This window comes from Streptomyces sp. NBC_01003 (genome assembly GCF_045162695.1).
Classification (GTDB): domain Bacteria; phylum Actinomycetota; class Actinomycetes; order Streptomycetales; family Streptomycetaceae; genus Streptomyces.
This window is the reverse complement of record NZ_CP108707.1, coordinates 7,666,899-7,682,932: the sequence shown is the minus strand read 5'-3', so window position 1 is coordinate 7,682,932 and position 16,034 is coordinate 7,666,899. Positions and strand designations below refer to the sequence as shown.

At 71.1% G+C, this 16,034-nt stretch carries 16 protein-coding genes and 1 pseudogene; 5 read left to right on the top strand and 12 right to left on the bottom strand.

What is annotated here, in order from left to right; genetic code table 11:
* Positions 1–99 precede the first annotated feature (99 nt).
* A complete protein-coding gene (locus tag OG698_RS35050; RefSeq protein ID WP_406107786.1) occupies positions 100–1,128 on the top strand; it encodes a phosphatase PAP2 family protein in 1,029 nt (342 codons plus the stop codon).
* Positions 1,129–1,240: 112 nt separating this feature from the next.
* On the opposite strand, the gene OG698_RS35045 is transcribed toward OG698_RS35050, so the two are convergent.
* Positions 1,241–1,456, bottom strand: a complete 216-nt coding sequence (locus OG698_RS35045) for an I78 family peptidase inhibitor (RefSeq protein WP_100598994.1) — start codon at positions 1,454–1,456, stop codon at positions 1,241–1,243.
* 412 nt (positions 1,457–1,868) lie between these two features.
* Between OG698_RS35045 and ctaD the strand changes: the two are divergent.
* Positions 1,869–3,536: pseudogene (gene ctaD / locus OG698_RS35040) on the top strand (cytochrome c oxidase subunit I); the annotation flags it as partial.
* Here the strand turns inward: ctaD and OG698_RS35035 are convergent.
* The 4 genes from OG698_RS35035 to OG698_RS35020 all read right to left on the bottom strand — a co-directional run bounded on the left by OG698_RS35035 (position 3,451) and on the right by OG698_RS35020 (position 7,572).
* On the bottom strand, positions 3,451–4,494 hold the full coding sequence (locus tag OG698_RS35035) for a helix-turn-helix transcriptional regulator (RefSeq protein WP_406107784.1): 1,044 nt from the start codon (positions 4,492–4,494) through the stop codon (positions 3,451–3,453). The pseudogene ctaD and the gene OG698_RS35035 sit on opposite strands and share 86 nt — an antisense overlap.
* 59 nt (positions 4,495–4,553) lie before the next feature.
* The gene (locus OG698_RS35030; RefSeq protein WP_406107783.1) at positions 4,554–5,429 is read right to left on the bottom strand and encodes a hypothetical protein; all 876 of its coding nucleotides are present in this window, start codon (positions 5,427–5,429) and stop codon (positions 4,554–4,556) included.
* Positions 5,426–6,694, bottom strand: a complete 1,269-nt coding sequence (locus tag OG698_RS35025; protein WP_406107782.1) for a glycosyltransferase family 4 protein — start codon at positions 6,692–6,694, stop codon at positions 5,426–5,428. Before OG698_RS35025 ends, OG698_RS35030 begins: the two co-directional genes overlap by 4 nt.
* A 281-nt stretch (positions 6,695–6,975) precedes the next feature.
* Complete coding sequence (locus OG698_RS35020; protein WP_406107780.1) at positions 6,976–7,572, bottom strand: transglycosylase family protein; 597 nt, start codon at positions 7,570–7,572, stop codon at positions 6,976–6,978.
* Between the two features lie 394 nt (positions 7,573–7,966).
* Between OG698_RS35020 and OG698_RS35015 the strand changes: the two genes are divergently transcribed.
* Both OG698_RS35015 and OG698_RS35010 read left to right on the top strand, forming a co-directional pair.
* Positions 7,967–8,794 carry a hypothetical protein gene (locus OG698_RS35015; protein ID WP_406107778.1) on the top strand — a complete coding sequence of 276 codons (828 nt, stop codon included), beginning with the start codon at positions 7,967–7,969 and terminating at the stop codon, positions 8,792–8,794.
* Positions 8,795–9,022: 228 nt separating this feature from the next.
* Positions 9,023–9,340 (top strand): hypothetical protein, encoded by a 318-nt coding sequence (locus OG698_RS35010; RefSeq protein WP_406107777.1) that lies wholly within the window; start codon positions 9,023–9,025, stop codon positions 9,338–9,340.
* Positions 9,341–9,348: 8 nt separating this feature from the next.
* Here the strand turns inward: OG698_RS35010 and der are convergent, their stop codons facing one another.
* The 6 genes from der to OG698_RS34980 all read right to left on the bottom strand — a co-directional run bounded on the left by der (position 9,349) and on the right by OG698_RS34980 (position 14,357).
* The gene (gene der / locus OG698_RS35005; protein ID WP_100598999.1) at positions 9,349–10,821 is read right to left on the bottom strand and encodes a ribosome biogenesis GTPase Der; all 1,473 of its coding nucleotides are present in this window, start codon (positions 10,819–10,821) and stop codon (positions 9,349–9,351) included.
* A gap of 80 nt (positions 10,822–10,901) precedes the next feature.
* The gene (locus tag OG698_RS35000) at positions 10,902–11,591 is read right to left on the bottom strand and encodes a lysophospholipid acyltransferase family protein (protein ID WP_406107775.1); all 690 of its coding nucleotides are present in this window, start codon (positions 11,589–11,591) and stop codon (positions 10,902–10,904) included.
* Positions 11,549–12,253 carry a (d)CMP kinase gene (cmk, locus tag OG698_RS34995; protein ID WP_406107774.1) on the bottom strand — a complete coding sequence of 235 codons (705 nt, stop codon included), beginning with the start codon at positions 12,251–12,253 and terminating at the stop codon, positions 11,549–11,551. The genes OG698_RS35000 and cmk overlap by 43 nt, the downstream gene beginning before the upstream one ends.
* A gap of 112 nt (positions 12,254–12,365) precedes the next feature.
* Positions 12,366–13,451 carry a prephenate dehydrogenase gene (locus OG698_RS34990; protein WP_406107773.1) on the bottom strand — a complete coding sequence of 362 codons (1,086 nt, stop codon included), beginning with the start codon at positions 13,449–13,451 and terminating at the stop codon, positions 12,366–12,368.
* Positions 13,448–13,810 carry a chorismate mutase gene (gene aroH / locus OG698_RS34985; protein WP_100599003.1) on the bottom strand — a complete coding sequence of 121 codons (363 nt, stop codon included), beginning with the start codon at positions 13,808–13,810 and terminating at the stop codon, positions 13,448–13,450. The genes OG698_RS34990 and aroH overlap by 4 nt, the downstream gene beginning before the upstream one ends.
* A 130-nt stretch (positions 13,811–13,940) precedes the next feature.
* A complete protein-coding gene (locus OG698_RS34980; RefSeq protein WP_406107772.1) occupies positions 13,941–14,357 on the bottom strand; it encodes a YidB family protein in 417 nt (138 codons plus the stop codon).
* Positions 14,358–14,545: 188 nt separating this feature from the next.
* On the opposite strand from OG698_RS34980, the gene OG698_RS34975 reads away from it, so the two are divergent.
* Positions 14,546–15,292: a DNA polymerase beta superfamily protein gene (locus tag OG698_RS34975; RefSeq protein WP_406107771.1), complete on the top strand. Its 747-nt coding sequence runs from the start codon at positions 14,546–14,548 to the stop codon at positions 15,290–15,292.
* On the opposite strand, the gene OG698_RS34970 is transcribed toward OG698_RS34975, so the two are convergent.
* Positions 15,218–16,033 (bottom strand): DNA polymerase beta superfamily protein, encoded by an 816-nt coding sequence (locus OG698_RS34970; protein WP_406107769.1) that lies wholly within the window; start codon positions 16,031–16,033, stop codon positions 15,218–15,220. The genes OG698_RS34975 and OG698_RS34970 overlap by 75 nt on opposite strands.
* Position 16,034 lies beyond the last annotated feature (1 nt).

The window sequence follows — 16,034 nt, the reverse complement described above, 5'->3', positions numbered from 1 at the left end:
GGAATAAACGCCCCCCTGAGAGCAATCCCACATCACATCGTCATCACAAACCGAGTGATTCGGCCGGGTTCGGCACTCACTCGCTGTAGCGTCGATTGGGTGCGTACCGAACGAAACCTCACCCGTCTGGAGCGGCTCTTCGCCCGCCTCGACCGTGAGCCGGAACGACCGGTCAACCTGGATGTGCCCAGGATGAGCCGGCACAGGGTCGTGCTCTTCGGAGCCACTCTGTCCTTCTACCTCGCCATCGTGGTGGCCGTGCTGATCACGTCCTGGCTCGTCACGTTCGACTGGCAGGTCATGTTCTTCCGGCCCTACCAGCAGTGGCCCGAGATCCACGCGTTCCTGGACTACTGGGTCGTGCTCGGCCAGCGTGGGCCGACCGCGGTCATGGTCATGGCCTGGCTCGGCTGGCGCTCCTGGCGTCAGCACACGCTGCGGCCGCTGCTCATGTTCGGTGCCGCGCTGCTGCTCCTGAACATCACCGTGGGCGCCGCCAAGCTCGGCATGGGCCGCCTCGGCCCGCACTACGCGACCACCATCGGCTCGAACGAGATGTGGCAGGGCGGCGATATATTTCCTTCGGGCCACACCGCCAACGCCGTGGTGACCTGGGGAATCCTCGCCTATCTGGCCTCGACGCCGCGCGCCAGGCGCTGGCTGTCGGCCGCCTCCGCCGTGATCTCGCTGAGCGTCGGCCTGACCACCGTGTACCTCGGTACGCACTGGCTGAGCGATGTCTTCCTCGGCTGGGCCGCGGGTCTGCTCATCCTGCTCGCGCTGCCCTGGGTCGAGCCGCTGATCACGCAGGTCGAGGCCTGGATCTTCTCGCTGCGCGAGCTGTGGCGCAGCCGCCGTTCCGGCGCGCTCCCGGCGCCCGCCCCGGCCGCCGCCACGCCCACGCTGGTTCCGCAGCGCGCCGCCCCGCCGGCCTCGGAGGAGCCGCCGGTACGCGAACCGGTCGGCACCGCACGGGCGGTGCGGCCCCCCGGGCTGCTCGCCCCGGGTCCGCACACCGCGCGCTCCGAGCGCACCCCGGTCACCCCGGCCGGCAGCCGCAGGCCGCCGCACGCGGACCGGGTGCCGCGCGGCACCACGTCGGCCGCCCGCCCGATCGCCGGCGGCTGACCGGCGTAGGCGCGAGAGCGCCGCAGGCCGCGGGGCCGGTACGCACCACCTGATCCCCGCAACGCGAAGGCCCCCGGTCCCACACGGAACCGGGGGCCTTCGCGTTGTCCCGTCAGCCCTTCCAGCAGCGGGTCACGGTGCCGTCGGACACCTCGAAGTTCAGCCGTCCCGCGCGGTACTCCATGGTGATGATCGCGCCCGGGGGCAGCGACCTGACCGTGGACCAGCCGCGCTCACGGGCCCGCGCCTCGGCGCCCGGAGCATCGAGGCCGACGTACGTGTCGAGGGTGTCCTGGGGGTCTGCGGGAGGGGTCGGAATGGGTGCCATGACCGCCACGTTAGGCGGCCGGGCCGCCTGACACCAGGGCGGGCCGCAGGCCGTCACGGGTCCCCCTCCGGTCACGCTTCTGTCACAGGTCCACGACACGCGTTTCACTCGAACTCCGTCACACGAACGAGCGATTCCATGCTCCTTCTGCGCTTGTTCTGCGCGCGCCACGGCATAATTCCGCGACTTCACCGAAAGCGCCCGGATAACGTGCCCGGAAATAGCGCCACGGCAGCGTCCGGGACCGGCCCAATTCGGATTCACGGGCGCTCTTCATCAGTTGACGCCCCATCGGAATTGCATGAACGCGACACAGAGCTCCCGTACGCCCCCTGTCGGAGTCGGTGGGGAAGCGAGCATCATGGCGTGTGCTCGAGGCAGGCCCGGGGCGCGAGAAGCGAGGGGGCAAGCGATGGGTACGACGGACGTGCAGCCCGTGCAGCCGGCACCAGGAGCGGCGCGGACGAAGACGCCGGGCCGGATCGTCGTGGAGTGGCTGACCACCACGGACCACAAGAAGATCGGCCACCTCTACCTGATCACGTCGTTCGCGTTCTTCCTCGCCGGCGGCGTCATGGCGCTCCTGATGCGGGCGGAACTCGCGCGGCCCGGGCTTCAGATGCTGTCCAACGAGCAGTACAACCAGCTCTTCACGATGCACGGCACGATCATGCTGCTGCTCTTCGCGACCCCGACCTTCGCGGGCTTCGCCAACGAGATCATGCCGCTGCAGATCGGCGCCCCCGACGTGGCGTTCCCCCGGCTCAACATGTTCTCGTACTGGCTGTTCCTGTTCGGCGGGCTGATCGTGATCGGCTCGCTGATGGTGCCCGGCGGGGCCGCGGACTTCGGCTGGTTCGCGTACGCCCCGCTCAACAGCCTGACGCGCTCACCGGGCGTCGGCGCCGACATGTGGATCATGGGTCTGGCGCTCGCGGGCTTCGGCACGATCCTCGGCGCGGTGAACTTCCTGACGACCATCATCGGGATGCGGGCGCCCGGCATGACGATGTTCCGGATGCCGATCTTCACGTGGAACACGCTGTTCACGTCGATCCTCGTGCTGATGGCCTTCCCGGTGCTCGCCGCGGCGCTGCTCGTCCTGGAGGCGGACCGGCGCTTCGGGGCCGTGGTCTTCGAGGCCCAGTTCGGGGGTGCGCTGCTGTGGCAGCACCTCTTCTGGTTCTTCGGCCATCCGGAGGTCTACATCATCGCGCTGCCGTTCTTCGGCATCGTCTCCGAGATCCTCCCGGTCTTCAGCCGCAAGCCGATCTGGGGCTACTCGATGCTGGTCGGCGCCACGATGGCCATCACCGGGCTGTCGATCGTCGTGTGGGCGCACCACATGTTCGTGACGGGCGGGGTGCTGCTGCCGTTCTTCTCGTTCATGACGTTCCTGATCGCGGTGCCCACGGGCGTGAAGTTCTTCAACTGGATCGGGACGATGATCAAGGGGTCCCTGTCCTTCGAGACCCCGATGCTGTGGTCCGTCGGCTTCCTGGTGACGTTCCTGTTCGGCGGCCTGACCGGCGTCATCCTCGCCGTACCGCCGCTGGACTTCCATGTGACGGACTCGTACTTCGTGGTCGCGCACTTCCACTACGTCGTGTTCGGCACGGTCGCCTTCGCGACGTTCGGCGGCTTCTACTTCTGGTGGCCGAAGTTCACCGGGAAGATGCTCGACGAGCGGCTCGGGAAGATCCAGTTCTGGACACTGTTCGTCGGGTTCCACACCACGTTCCTGGTGCAGCACTGGCTCGGCGCCGAGGGCATGCCGCGGCGGTACGCGGACTATCTGGCGGCCGACGGGTTCACGGCGCTCAACACCCTGTCGACCATCGGCTCGTTCCTGCTTGGCTTCTCCACGCTGCCGTTCCTCTACAACGTCTGGAAGACGGCCAGGTACGGCGAGAAGGTCGACGTGGACGACCCATGGGGCTACGGGCGTTCGCTGGAGTGGGCGACACCGTGTCCGGCGCCGCGGCACAACTTCCTCACGCTGCCCCGGATCCGCTCCGAGTCCCCGGCCTTCGACCTGCACCATCCGGAGTTCGCGTCGGCCCGTCCGCTGAGCCGGCCCGTTCCAGTGCCCGGGACAGACGGTCCCGAGCGGTCCTGATCGCGTCCGTGAGCCCGTCGGGTTCGAGCACCTCGAACTCGAAGCCCATCAGGACCACGTGGATCACCATCACGTCGAGGCTCGCCGCCCCGGTGCGCAGCACACAGCTGCCGTCGCTGTCGGCCTCGAGCGTGCCCGCCGACGGGCTGATCCGCTGTCTCGCCTCCTCCAGGGGCACCAGGAGCCGGAGCGTGGCGGCGGTGGCGTACGGGCCCTGCGAGACGCCCTTCGAGACATACGCGGCGAGGTCGTCGGCCGGTGGTGTGCGCGGGGTGGAGCGCGGTCCGTGCGGCGGCTTCGGCGTGATGCGGTCGACGCGGAACGTGCGCCAGTCCTCGCGGTCGGCGTCCCAGGCGACCAGGTACCAGCGGCGCTCGCTGCACACCAGGCGGTGCGGCTCGACGGTGCGGCGCGTGACGGCGCCGCCGTGGTCCTCGTAGGCGAAGCGCAGCAGCTCCGAGTCCCGGCAGGCGGTGGCGAGTTCGGTGAGGACGGACGGGTCGACGTCGGAGGGGCCCGGGCCGCGGAGCATCGGCACGGTGAACGCGTTGAGGGCGGAGACACGGCGGCGCAGCCGGCTGGGGAGGACCTGTTCGAGCTTGGACAGGGCCCGTACGGACGCCTCGCCGATGCCCTCGATGCCCTGGCCGGCCGAGGTGCGCAGGCCGACGGCGACCGCGACGGCCTCGTCGTCGTCGAGGAGCAGCGGCGGCAGCTCGGCCCCGGCGCCCATCCGGTAGCCGCCGCCCGTGCCGGGGCTCGCGTCTACGGGGTAGCCGAGCCCGCGCAGCCGGCCGACGTCACGGCGGACGGTGCGCGGCGTGACGCCGAGCCGGTCCGCGAGGTCGGCGCCCGACCACTCGCGGTGGGCCTGCAGCAGCGACAGCAGCCGCAGGAGTCGGGCCGAGGTCTCCAGCATGGGCCCGAGTCTGCCAGCCCTCGCGGACAGCCGGCGTCCGCAAGGGCGCCGCGCGCGGACTACTCGGCGGCGGCCGTGGTCACGAGGACCGCCAGGTCGTTGTCGCTCGTGTAGTACGGCTCGACCGCGATCCGGCCGCGCTCGGTGTCGAGACGCGCGGTCGGGTAGGTGAAGATCGGCTTCTTGTCGGCGACGTCGTCCAGGAGCCGGGCGACGCGTACCGCGAGTCCGTCCTCGCCCTCCGGGCGCACCCACAGGTCCCAGCGTCCCGCGTCCAGCTCCTCGTACCCGACGCGGAAGGTGAACTCTTCGCCGCGCGGCGTCAGTTCGGTGCGCAGGGCGGGCCCGCCGTCCTGGCGTGAACGTATCTCGGCGTACGCCTTGGGGGTGATCGCGGTGCCGTAGACGCGGCCGCGGACCGTCATCTCGCCGTCCGCGATGAGCAGTTCGCCCGCCTCGGCGTGCGGGGCGCGCAACCAGCTGCGCACGGTGAGGTTGCCGTGCTTGGTCGCGTAGGGGATGCGGACGGCGACGAAACCGCGGGAGCCGCTGGGCACGCGGTCGACGAGGGACCGCAGGTCGTTGAGGCCGGGGGCCAGGCGCTGCGGCTCCTCGCCGGCCACCTGCGCGAAGACGTCCCAGCGCCCCTCGGGCAGCCGGACGCTGCTGGGCAGCGCCGCCCGCAGGCTGCCGTCGCCCGCCGGGGTCAGCGGCAGGCGCACGTCCTCGCCGCTGTCCCGGTCGGTGAGGACCAGATGGGCCGGGTCGGGCCCGCCGTGGTCGGTGACGTCGAAGGTGAGACCGCCCGCCGAGTCGGCGATGCAGTCGGCGCGGGGCGCCGTGGCCCCGTCGCCCACGGAAGGCTCGGACGAGGCGGCCGAGGCCGAGGCCGAGGCCGAGGCCGAGAAGTCTGCCGAAGCTGTCGGCGGCGTCATGCCGTGCGCCCCTTTCTCTGTGACGTTCCCTGGGCTGTGAACGCGGAGCGTCCCGCGTCCCGCACCGCGTACGCGCCCCCGAGCAGCGCGCCGCGGGTGCGGTGCAGAAGGCCTCCGCCGCGGCGGGCCGTCAGCGAGCCGAACAGCGATTCGTAACGCTCGGCGATGTGCGCCGGGTCGAACCGCTCGGAGTCCTTGAGCGCGGCGCTCGCCATCCGGGCGCGCAGCGCGTCGTTGTTGATCAGTTCGAGGAGGCCGCCGGAGATCGCCTCGACGTTGCCCACCTCGACCAGGCGCCCGTCGACACCGTTGTCGATGATTTCGCCGGGGCCGTGCGGACAGTCGGTGGCGACCACCGGGAGGCCGCAGCGCATCGCCTCGACGATGGTCATGCCGAACGACTCCAGGCTGGAGGTGACGGCGGCGATGGAACCTTTCGCCCACTCCGGTTCGATGGGGTGGGCGGGGCCCATGAGGAACACGTGGTTGTACAGGCCGAGGTCGTCGATCAGGGCGCGGAGCTTGTCCTTCTGCTTGCCGCTGCCGTAGATCCGCAGGCGCCAGTCGGGCCGCTCGGCGCGGACCCGGTCGAAGGCCCTGACCAGCAGGTCGTACCGCTTCACCGGCGCGAGCCGGCCGGCCGCGACGACCCACTTGCCCGAGCCGTCCGCGGGTTCGACGCCGGGCGCGGGCACGGAATTCGGCACGGCCTCGATCCGTACGCCGGGCAGCCGCATCTTCGCGCGGTACGCCCGGGCGTCGGCCTCCGTGGTCGTGGTGAGCGCGTCGAGCCGCGGGTAGACCGCGCGCAACTGCCTGCGCAGCGCGGTCGGGTGGCTGTCGAGCGTGAGGTGTTCCTGACCGACGCGCAGGGGGCCCCGCCGGGTCTGGCGGGCCAGGTGCACATTGAGTCCCGGGCGGGTGCCGACGACGACATCGGCGTCGACCGCGCGCAAGTGCTCGGCGATCCGGCGGTCGGTGAGCGCGTTGTACTGGTCGTAGCGGCCCTCGGCGCGCGGGAACGTCGTGGCGGGGGTGCGGTATTCGGGGCTGTCGCCCTCATAGCCCGGTGTGCCCTTGCGGATGTCGACGAGGTGGCGGACCCGGACTCTCGGGTCGGGCCTGAAGACCGGCTCGTCACGGTGGCGCAGGACGGAGACCACCTCGACGTCGTGCTGTTCGGCAAGCGTGTTCGCGAGGTTGTACGTCGTCCGAATCGTCCCTCCGATTCCGTACGCGTTGTGAATCAGGAAAGAAATCTGCATGCGTCCCCGTATTCCACTGTTCCTCGCGGACAGTCCGTCTCGTCCGCCTACCGCGGGGTTAGACAGGGATGCGGGGGCAGAGGTTGGGCTTCATCACCATCTTGTTCCAGAACGGATGCGTGATTGAGAGACGATTTGTGGAACCTTTTGACGCTTTCCGACATCAAGGCAGGTAGGAGGGCTGAGGTACCACGAATCAGTTCGTGGTGACGTCACCCCCTTGAGTGACCCACCCGAACTGCGGCGCGGCGCCGTCGTGTTCGCCGTCGGGTCCGCCGAACTCAGCTGAGGCTCTTGGCCGATGCCTTCGGGATGAGCAGCATGGTGCCGCTGTTGAGGCGGTCGGGACGGTTGCCGACCATCTGCTCGTTGGCCTTGTAGAGCGCCTGCCAGCCGCCCTTGACCCCGTAGCGCGCGGCGATCGAGCTGAGGGTCTCGCCCTGCTCGACCACATGGACGCGGCCGTCGAGCTTGAGGACCTTGGAGCAGACGGGCCAGGCGCGCCAGCCCTGGGCGCCCAGCACCTTCTCGGCGACCGCGATCTGCTCGGCGCGCGTCGCGAGGTCCGCGCGCGGGGCGTACATGAGACCGCCGTGCTCCTTCCAGGTGGACTGCCAGAACTGCAGCCCTCCGTAGTAGCCGTTGCCGCTGTTCATGTGCCAGTGCCCGGTGCTCTCGCATTCGGCCAGGCAGCCCCACGGCCACTGATCCTTGACGCACTCGGACAGATTGGGGTTCAGACGCCCGGGGCCGGGAGCCGGCGGCGGCGAGGCGGCGGCCGCGGCCGCGGGGGTGAGCAGGGCGGCGAACAGGGCCGGCAGGGCCGCGAGAAGGAAGCGGCGTGCGGGGCGCTTGCGGATCACGGGCATGGGGCGCATCGCGTCACGCTAGGCGGACGAGCCCACGCCCCCGCCGAGCCGCGCCCGGCGCCGGACCCGGCCCCACCCGGTCGGCCGCCACCCGGACCGCCGAAGACACGTATGCGCCAACGACTGTTTTCAGCCACCTGTTTCATTGCGCGATTTCATGATTTGTCGACCTGTGGGCTTGGCGACCTGGAACCCACCTCCCCGCATCAATTCCCTTAGACACAAAGAGAGTTGATGCGGAGCGATTGATTCCGGCCGCCGGTTCGCGCCGTGCGCCGGATGGGTCGATTCCGTCCCCTTCCGGGCGTGACCCCCGGCACAGATCATCCGTTGTCTTCTTTATGAGCCGGGGGCCGCCCGGCCACATTCGACGCAGCAACACACCGAATCCGAGGAGCCACCCGTGCCGCGCATGCTCGACGTCAGCGACGACGTACGCGCCGAGATCGGCGACGCAGAAGCCGACCGGCTGCTCGCCGGAGAGAACGCCCCGGGCACGTACGACTGCACGTCCTGCCGTACTCCGGGCGATTCGGAACAGGAGCGCACCAGCACCGTCCTGTTCATCGGCGACGAGACCGCCGTCCTCGCCTTCGCCCACTCCACCTGCCTGCCCTCGCAGGTCGTCCAGGTGTCCGAGGAGCAGTTGCAGGGAGCCGTACGTTCCATCACCGGCGACGGCGGCGCACCCGCCGCAGGGTCCCCCGTCCCCTCCCCCGCGGCGCAGCCCATTCCCGGGCAGGCCGCCCCGCAGCCGCAGCAGGCCGTGCTCGGCGTGACCAGCGGGCTCGTCCTGATCTCGGGTGAGCTGCACCCCGCGCTCGTCGTCGAGCCGACCGGGCCGATCGCCCGCCCCGGCGCGACGGGCGGCATCGACGAGTTCCTGACCCTCCTCGTGGAGCAGGGCTTCACGCCGACCGCCCAGGTCGGCCAGGTGCCGCCGGTGCTGCACGGCTGGTCCGTGCTGCTCGTCATGGGCCAGCTGCACGCCGTACTGCAGCCCGGCACCGTCGTTGCGGGTCAGGTCGCGTGGTGGCAGGCGCACCAGCCGCTGCACGTCACCGACAGCTGGCGCGCCGCGGCGAACAAGACGAACTCCGTCCTCGTCTTCGCCGCCCCGTCCGGCACGATCGGCCGTCAGCCCCGTGAGGACCTGCTCCGCGACGCCCTCGACAAGGCCGCGGCGAACGGGCTGCTCGTCGGCGCGACGATGCCGCTGGCCGGTACGTGACGTTCCGTCACGAGCCGAGGTGACCTTGGGCCGGGCGCATGCCCGGCCCACGGTCGTACCCGGCCCCCGGACGCCGTTCCGTGCACCTCCGCGTGCGCCGCCCGCACCCCCCTCGGCCTGCGAAAGCGCAGACCGGGCCGCATCCGTGAGGGTGTGCGGGTCGTTGGCACCTACGTGCACGCATACGACCTCCCTCGCCGCCCGCAGTATCCGACCCCGATCCCCGCCATGCGCGGGACGCACGAATCGGCGGGTGGCCGCTCGGCCACACCGATCTACGACGCCCTGTACTCGGAGTACCGCCGGTCCTTCCGGGCCCTGCCGGGCGACCGCAGTGGCGAGGAGAACCTCTCGTTCTCCGCGTTCGGCTCGGGCACGTACGCCGTGCATCACAGCACCAGCGCCCGGCACAGCACGTCGTACCACGAACCGCAGCACGTCCCCAGCTCGCCGCCGTCCGGCTCCTGGCACACGAACGGGCGGCAGCACAGCACCGGGAGCAACCTCCCTGCCGCACTGCCGCCCGGTCCACGCCGCGAACGGTAGGCGCTAACTCACTTCTTGCGGCCGCGCTTCTCGCGCACCCGGACCGAAATATGGATCGGCGTCCCCTCGAAACCGAACTCCTCCCGAAGGCGCCGCTCCACGTACCGTCGGTAGCCGGCCTCGATGAAGCCGGAGGCGAAGAGCACGAACCGCGGCGGCTTCGTGCCGGCCTGCGTACCGAAGAGGATGCGGGGCTGCTTGCCGCCGCGGATCGGGTGCGGGTGCGAGGCCACCAGCTCACCCAGGAAGGCGTTGAGCCGGCCCGTCGGAACGCGCGTCTCCCAGCCGTCGAGTGCCGTCTCGATCGCGGGGACGAGCTTCTCCATGTGGCGCCCGGTCGTCGCCGACACGTTCACCCGGGGCGCCCACGCGACCTGCGCGAGCTCCGTCTCGATCTCGCGCTCCAGGTAGTAGCGCCGCTCCTCGTCGAGCGTGTCCCACTTGTTGTACGCGACGACGATCGCGCGGCCCGCCTCGACGGCCATCGTCACGATGCGCTGGTCCTGGATCGAGATCGACTCGGACGCGTCGATCAGGATGACCGCGACCTCCGCCTTCTCGACGGCGGCGGCGGTGCGCAGCGAGGCGTAGTAGTCCGCGCCCTGCTGGAGGTGGACCCGCTTGCGGATGCCCGCCGTGTCGACGAACTTCCAGGTCTTGCCGCCGAGCTCGATCAGCTCGTCGACCGGGTCGCGGGTGGTGCCCGCCAGCTCGTTCACGACGACGCGGTCCTCGTTCGCCACCTTGTTCAGGAGGGAGGACTTGCCGACGTTCGGGCGGCCGATGAGGGCGATGCGGCGGGGGCCGCCGATCGCGGTGCCGAAGGTCTGCGCCGGGGCGTCGGGGAGCGCCTCGATGACGGCGTCCAGCATGTCGCCGGTGCCGCGGCCGTGCAGGGCAGAGACCGGGTACGGCTCGCCGAGGCCGAGGGACCACAGGGCGGTGGCGTCCGCCTCGCCGCTCGGCCCGTCCACCTTGTTGGCGCACAGCACGACCGGCTTGCCGGCCTTGCGCAGCAGCCGTACGACCGCGAGGTCGGTGTCCGTCGGGCCGACCGTCGCGTCGACGACGAAGACGACCGCGTCGGCGGTCTCGATCGCGTACTCGGCCTGCGCGGCCACGGACGCGTCGATGCCGAGGACGTCCTGCTCCCAGCCGCCCGTGTCGACGAGCCGGAAGCGGCGGCCCGCCCACTCGGCCTCGTACGAGACGCGGTCGCGGGTGACGCCCGGCTTGTCCTCGACGACGGCCTCGCGGCGGCCGATGATGCGGTTCACCAGGGTCGACTTGCCGACGTTGGGGCGGCCGACGACGGCGAGTGCGGGCAGCGGGCCGTGGCCCGCCTCCTCGATCGCGCCCTCGACGTCCTCGATGTCGAAGCCCTCTACCGCGGCGAGCTCCATGAACTCCGCGTACTCCGCGTCGCCAAGGGCCCCGTGCTCGTGCTCGGCCGAGCCCTCCGGCTGGATCTGGTCGTTCATGAAGTCCGTACCTCGTCGTTCATCGTGGTGATCGGTGGACCGTCTGATCGCTTACGGCGGTCCACTACTGAAAGTCTCGCTCAGTGGCCGGTGAGGCGCCTGGCGTTTTCCAGGTGGGCGGTGAGCCGCTCCTGGATGCGCACGGTCGCCTCGTCCAGCGCCTTGCGCGTACGCCGCCCGCTGCCGTCGCCCGCCGGGAACGGGTCCCCGAAGACGACGTCGACGCGGCTGCGCAGTGGCGGCAGCGCCTTTATCAACCGGCCCCGCCCCTTCGTGCTTCCCAGGACCGCCACCGGCACGATGGGCGCCCCACTGCGCACGGCGAAGTAGGCGAGACCGGCCCGCAGGGAGGCGAAGTCGCCGCCCCCTCGGGTGCCCTCCGGGAAGATCCCGAGGACTCCCCCCTCGTCGAGCACGCTCAGCGCACGCGTGATCGCCGTACGGTCCGCCGTCGACCGGTCCACCTCGACCTGGCCGATGGCGCCCAGGAACGTGCCGAGCGGCCCGACGAACGCTTCCTTCTTGATCAGGAAGTGCGTCGGCCTGGGCGCGACGCCCATGACCATCGGCCCGTCGACGTTGTGCGCGTGGTTGACGGCCAGGATCACCGGGCCGGTCGCGGGGACCTTCCAGGCGCCGAGGACGCGGGGCTTCCACAGCCCGTACATGAGGCCGACCCCGATGCGGCGGCCGACCTCCGCGCCTCTTTCCGAGGGGGAAGCCGCGGTCACTTCGCTGCCCGCTTCTCCCCGATGAGGGTGACGACGCACTCGATGACCTGCTGGAGCGTGAGCTCGGAGGTGTCCACCTCGACGGCGTCGCCGGCCTTGGCCAGCGGGGACGTCTTGCGGCTGGAGTCCGCGGCGTCCCGCTTGATCAGGGCCTCCTGGGTCGCCTTCACGTCGGCGCCCTTGAGCTCACCGCTGCGGCGGGCCGCGCGGGCCTCCGGCGACGCGGTGAGGAAGATCTTCAGGTCGGCGTCGGGCAGGACGGTCGTACCGATGTCACGGCCCTCGACGACGATGCCCTGCTCCGCCGAGGCGGCGATGGAGCGCTGCAACTCGGTGATGCGGGCACGCACCTCGGGGACGGCGCTGACGGCGCTGACCTTCGAGGTGACCTCGGTGGTGCGGATGGGAGCGGCGACGTCGACACCGTCGACCGTGATCGTCGGGGCGGACGGGTCGGTGCCGGAGACGATCTCGGCCTTGCCGGCCACAGCGGCGATGGCCGTCGGGTCGGTCAGGTCTATGTTGTTGTTCACCATCCACCAGGTGATCGCCCGGTACTGGGCGCCGGTGTCGAGGTAGCTGAGCCCGAGCTGGGCGGCGACGGCCTTCGAGGTGCTCGACTTGCCCGTGCCGGAGGGGCCGTCGATGGCGACGATCACTGCTGCCGGGGCGGCGCTTGCGGCGGTTGCGGCGGTTTCCACGGGGCTGCGGACACCTTTCTCAGTGCACGGGACAGGGAGGCGGGGCGCAAAGGCGCCCCGCACAAGGTTACTGGCTCAGGCACCCTGCCCTTACAGCCCCTGACGACAGGCCCTACTGGCGCATCGCCCAGCCGCGGTCGCGCAGCGCGGCCGTCAGTTTCGGGGCCGCGGCCGGCTGGACCAGCAACTGGACGAAGCCCGCCTGCTGGCCGGTCGCGTGCTCGATGCGGACGTCCTCCACGTTGACGCCCGCGGCGCCCGCGTCGGCGAAGATCCGGGCCAGCTCGCCGGGCTGGTCGGAGATGAGGACCGCCACGGTGTCGTACGCCGCCGGGGCCGCGCCGTGCTTTCCGGGGACGCGGACCTGGCCCGCGTTCCCGCGGCGCAGGACTTCCTCGATGCCGGTGACGCCCTCGCTCCGCTTCGCCTCGTCCGAGGACTGGAGGGAGCGCAGGGCGCTCACCGTCTCGTCGAGGTCGGCGGAGACCGCGGAGAGCAGGTCGGCGACCGGGCCCGGGTTCGCGGAGAGGATGTCGATCCACATGCGGGGGTCGGAGCCCGCGATGCGCGTCACGTCCCGGATGCCCTGGCCGCACAGGCGTACGGCCGACTCCTCGGCGTGCTCGAGGCGCGCCGCGACCATGCTGGAGACCAGGTGCGGCATGTGGGAGACGAGGGCGACGGCGCGGTCGTGGGCGTCCGCGTCCATGACGACGGGGACGGCCCGGCACAGCGCGACCAGTTCCAGCGCGAGGTTCAGGACCTCGGTGTCGGTGTCGCGGGTGGGGGTCAGCACCCAGGGGCGGCCCTCGAAGAGATCCGCGGTGGCCGCCAGGGGCCCGCTGCGCTCGCGGCCCGACATGGGGTGCGTACCGATGTAGGGGCTGAGGTCGAGGCCGAGCGCCTCAAGATCGCGGCGCGGGCCGCCCTTGACGCTGGCGACGTCGAGGTATCCGCGGGCCACTCCGCGCCGCATCGCGTCGGCCAGGGTCGTCGCGACGTGCGCGGGCGGCACGGCCACGAGGCACAGGTCCACGGGTCCCTCGGGCGCCTCGTCCGTGCCGGCTCCGAGTGCGGCGGCGGTGCGGGCCTGCGTCGGGTCGTGGTCGGAGAGGTGCACCTGCACGCCGCGCGAGGCGAGCGCCTGGGCGGCGGAGGTACCGATGAGACCGGTGCCGATGACGAGGGCGGTTCTCACTGGGCGATGTCCTTGCGCAGGGCGGCCGCGGCACCGAGGTACACGTGCGCGATCCCGGACTTCGGCAGCTCGGACTCGATATGGGCGAGGACGCGCACGACGCGCGGCAGCGCTCCCTCGATGTCGAGCTCCTGCGCGCAGATCAGCGGCACGTCGACGATGCCCAGCTTGCGCGCGGCGGCGGCCGGGAAGTCGGAGTGCAGATCGGGCGTGGCCGTGAACCAGATCGAGATCAGGTCGTCGGAGGTCAGCGCGTTCCGCTCAAGGATGGCGGTGAGCAGCTCACTGACCTGCTCGTCCATGTGTCCGGCTTCGTCCCGTTCGAGTTGGACGGCGCCCCGGACCGCTCGTACCGCCACGGTGTCGCTCCTTGCTCGCGTACGTTCAGGCTGATGAGGTGCCAAGCCTAGCCAGCCCCCCGGACACCGGCGCGCGGCGCCCGCCTGCCGAGACGGGACGCCGCGCTGGGGTTCGATGCGGTGCGCCGCCTCAGAGCTTCTGCTCCTTGACCAGCTCGTCGAGCGAGACCCTCGGCACCTCGCCCTGCGGGGTCAGCTTGTCGACGGCCGCGGGCAGGGCGCTCGCGATGTCGTGCGCCGCCTGGTCCGGGGTGACGCCCGACTCGGCCGCCACCTTCTGGAGCGTGTCGTCCGGCAGGGCCTCCTTGACCTGGTCCGGGGTCAGCTGCTCGTTCGAGCCGGTGCCGACCCAGGACTGCGCCTGCCCGCCGAGGCCCGACTTGGCGAGTGTCTCCAGGAGGCCGCCCAGCGAATTGCCACCCTGCGAGCCGCCCTGGCTCTTGGCGAACGCGGCCAGGAGCGAGGTCAGGACCCCGCCCGCCGAACCGCCCGCCTTGTCACCGAGGAGGCCGCTGAGCAGGCTTCCCAGATCGTCGTCACCCGCCATGGTCACGCCTTTCGGAACGTTCTTGGGGTCTTGCGTGGGCCCACTTCTGGAGTCCACGGACCATGCCAATGTGACCCGAACCACACACGGTCGCCACTCAGGCGGCCCTCGCCGGCCCGCCCTCCCGAAGATCACGGACGCCGGAAATTCGCTCCGCCCCGGCCGGGGGCAGCCCGTACGCTCCGTCCATGACGGAGGGCCTCGACCTGGTGCGCGACCACACGATCTACTCCTGCGTGATGGGGTCGCGGGCGTTCGGCCTGGCCACGGACGGCAGCGACACCGACCGCCGGGGCGTCTTCGTGGCGCCGACGCCGATGTTCTGGCGGTTCGAGAAGCCGCCGACGCATGTCGACGGTCCGGCGGACGAGCAGTTCTCCTGGGAACTGGAGCGCTTCTGCGAGCTCGCCCTGCGGGCCAATCCGAACATCCTGGAGTGCCTGCACTCACCGCTCGTCGAGCACGTCACCGACACCGGTCGCGAACTGCTCGACCTGCGTGAGGCGTTCCTGTCCCAGCAGGTCCACGCCACGTTCACGGGCTACGCGCTGGGCCAGCGCAAGAAGCTCGACGCCGATGTCCGCCAGTACGGCGCTCCGCGCTGGAAGCACGCGATGCATCTACTTCGGCTCCTCGCCTCCTGCCGCGATCTGCTCCGCACCGGCCGGCTGACCCTCGACGTGGGTGATGCCCGTGAGGCGCTGCTCACGGTGAAGCGGGGCGAGGTTTCCTGGGACGACGTGGTGGCCCGGATGGCGCGCCTGGGCGCCGAGGCGGAGGAGGCCGCCGTCCGCACCCCGCTGCCGGCCGAGCCGGACCGGGCGCGGGTGGCGGACTTCCTGTTCGAGGTCCGGCGGGCGTCAGCCCTTCAGCCGGAGCCGTACGACGAGGTCGTGCAGGGCGTCGTGGACGGTCGGGGCGTCCGGCAGCGCTGAGCCCTCCTGCGCGGCGTCGAGGACGGCGTGCAGCGTTTCTATGTCGTCGGCCACGCGCGCGTGGCCGATGTCGGCCGCCCCGTGCTCTGCCTCCGCCTTCGCCGCGATCAGCTCCGGCAGATACGAGGGTGCCTCCAACTCGCCCAGGAGCGTGGGCAGATGGGCCTGCACCTCGCCGGTGCGCATCAGGAGGATGCCGGTGAGCAGCGCCCGGAACGTGTACAGCAGCGGCTTGAGCTCCCGCGTCCTGTCGAACAGGCGCCACTGGGTGTTGGCGAAGCCGCGGTAGTGGTGGGCGTGGTGCTGGGTGAGGACACCGGGCGCGAGCCCCGCGAGTTCGGCGTGGGCGTCGGTGGTGTGCACGACGAGCGGGGAAAGCAGCTGCTCCAGCACGTAACCGTTGCGCCGGAGCAGCAGACGGACGAACTTGCGCAGGTCATGGGTGACGAGGTCCATCTCAAGACCGCCGGTGTCCCACATCCGGGTCCGGGTCTCCTCCGGCTCGCGCAGTCCGACGAGCGCCTCGACGGGCAGCAGATGGACACCGCGCAGGTCGATGTCGGAGTCCCGGGAGGGAAACCCGTAGAGGTGCGCCCCCGAGACCGTCGCGAACAGCAGCGGGTCCGCCTGCTCGGCGACGATCCGCCCGAGCTCGGCGTCGGGCACGCCCGCGGCACGCAGGGCGTCCCTGTCGCCCTCCGGCGGGGACCCGTACGTCGTCATGGCTTCGTCCGTCGTCATC

What these genes read in the sequence shown, in the direction of transcription:
- OG698_RS35045 (WP_100598994.1), bottom strand. Translation starts at nt 1,456, where the DNA reads ATGGCACCCATTCCGACCCCTCCCGCAGACCCCCAGGACACCCTCGAC.
- OG698_RS35035 (WP_406107784.1), bottom strand. Translation starts at nt 4,494, where the DNA reads ATGCTGGAGACCTCGGCCCGACTCCTGCGGCTGCTGTCGCTGCTGCAG.
- OG698_RS35030 (WP_406107783.1), bottom strand. Translation starts at nt 5,429, where the DNA reads ATGACGCCGCCGACAGCTTCGGCAGACTTCTCGGCCTCGGCCTCGGCC.
- OG698_RS35025 (WP_406107782.1), bottom strand. Translation starts at nt 6,694, where the DNA reads ATGCAGATTTCTTTCCTGATTCACAACGCGTACGGAATCGGAGGGACG.
- OG698_RS35020 (WP_406107780.1), bottom strand. Translation starts at nt 7,572, where the DNA reads ATGCGCCCCATGCCCGTGATCCGCAAGCGCCCCGCACGCCGCTTCCTT.
- OG698_RS35010 (WP_406107777.1), top strand. Translation starts at nt 9,023, where the DNA reads ATGCGCGGGACGCACGAATCGGCGGGTGGCCGCTCGGCCACACCGATC.
- der (WP_100598999.1), bottom strand. Translation starts at nt 10,821, where the DNA reads ATGAACGACCAGATCCAGCCGGAGGGCTCGGCCGAGCACGAGCACGGG.
- OG698_RS34980 (WP_406107772.1), bottom strand. Translation starts at nt 14,357, where the DNA reads ATGGCGGGTGACGACGATCTGGGAAGCCTGCTCAGCGGCCTCCTCGGT.
- OG698_RS34975 (WP_406107771.1), top strand. Translation starts at nt 14,546, where the DNA reads ATGACGGAGGGCCTCGACCTGGTGCGCGACCACACGATCTACTCCTGC.
- OG698_RS34970 (WP_406107769.1), bottom strand. Translation starts at nt 16,033, where the DNA reads ATGACGACGGACGAAGCCATGACGACGTACGGGTCCCCGCCGGAGGGC.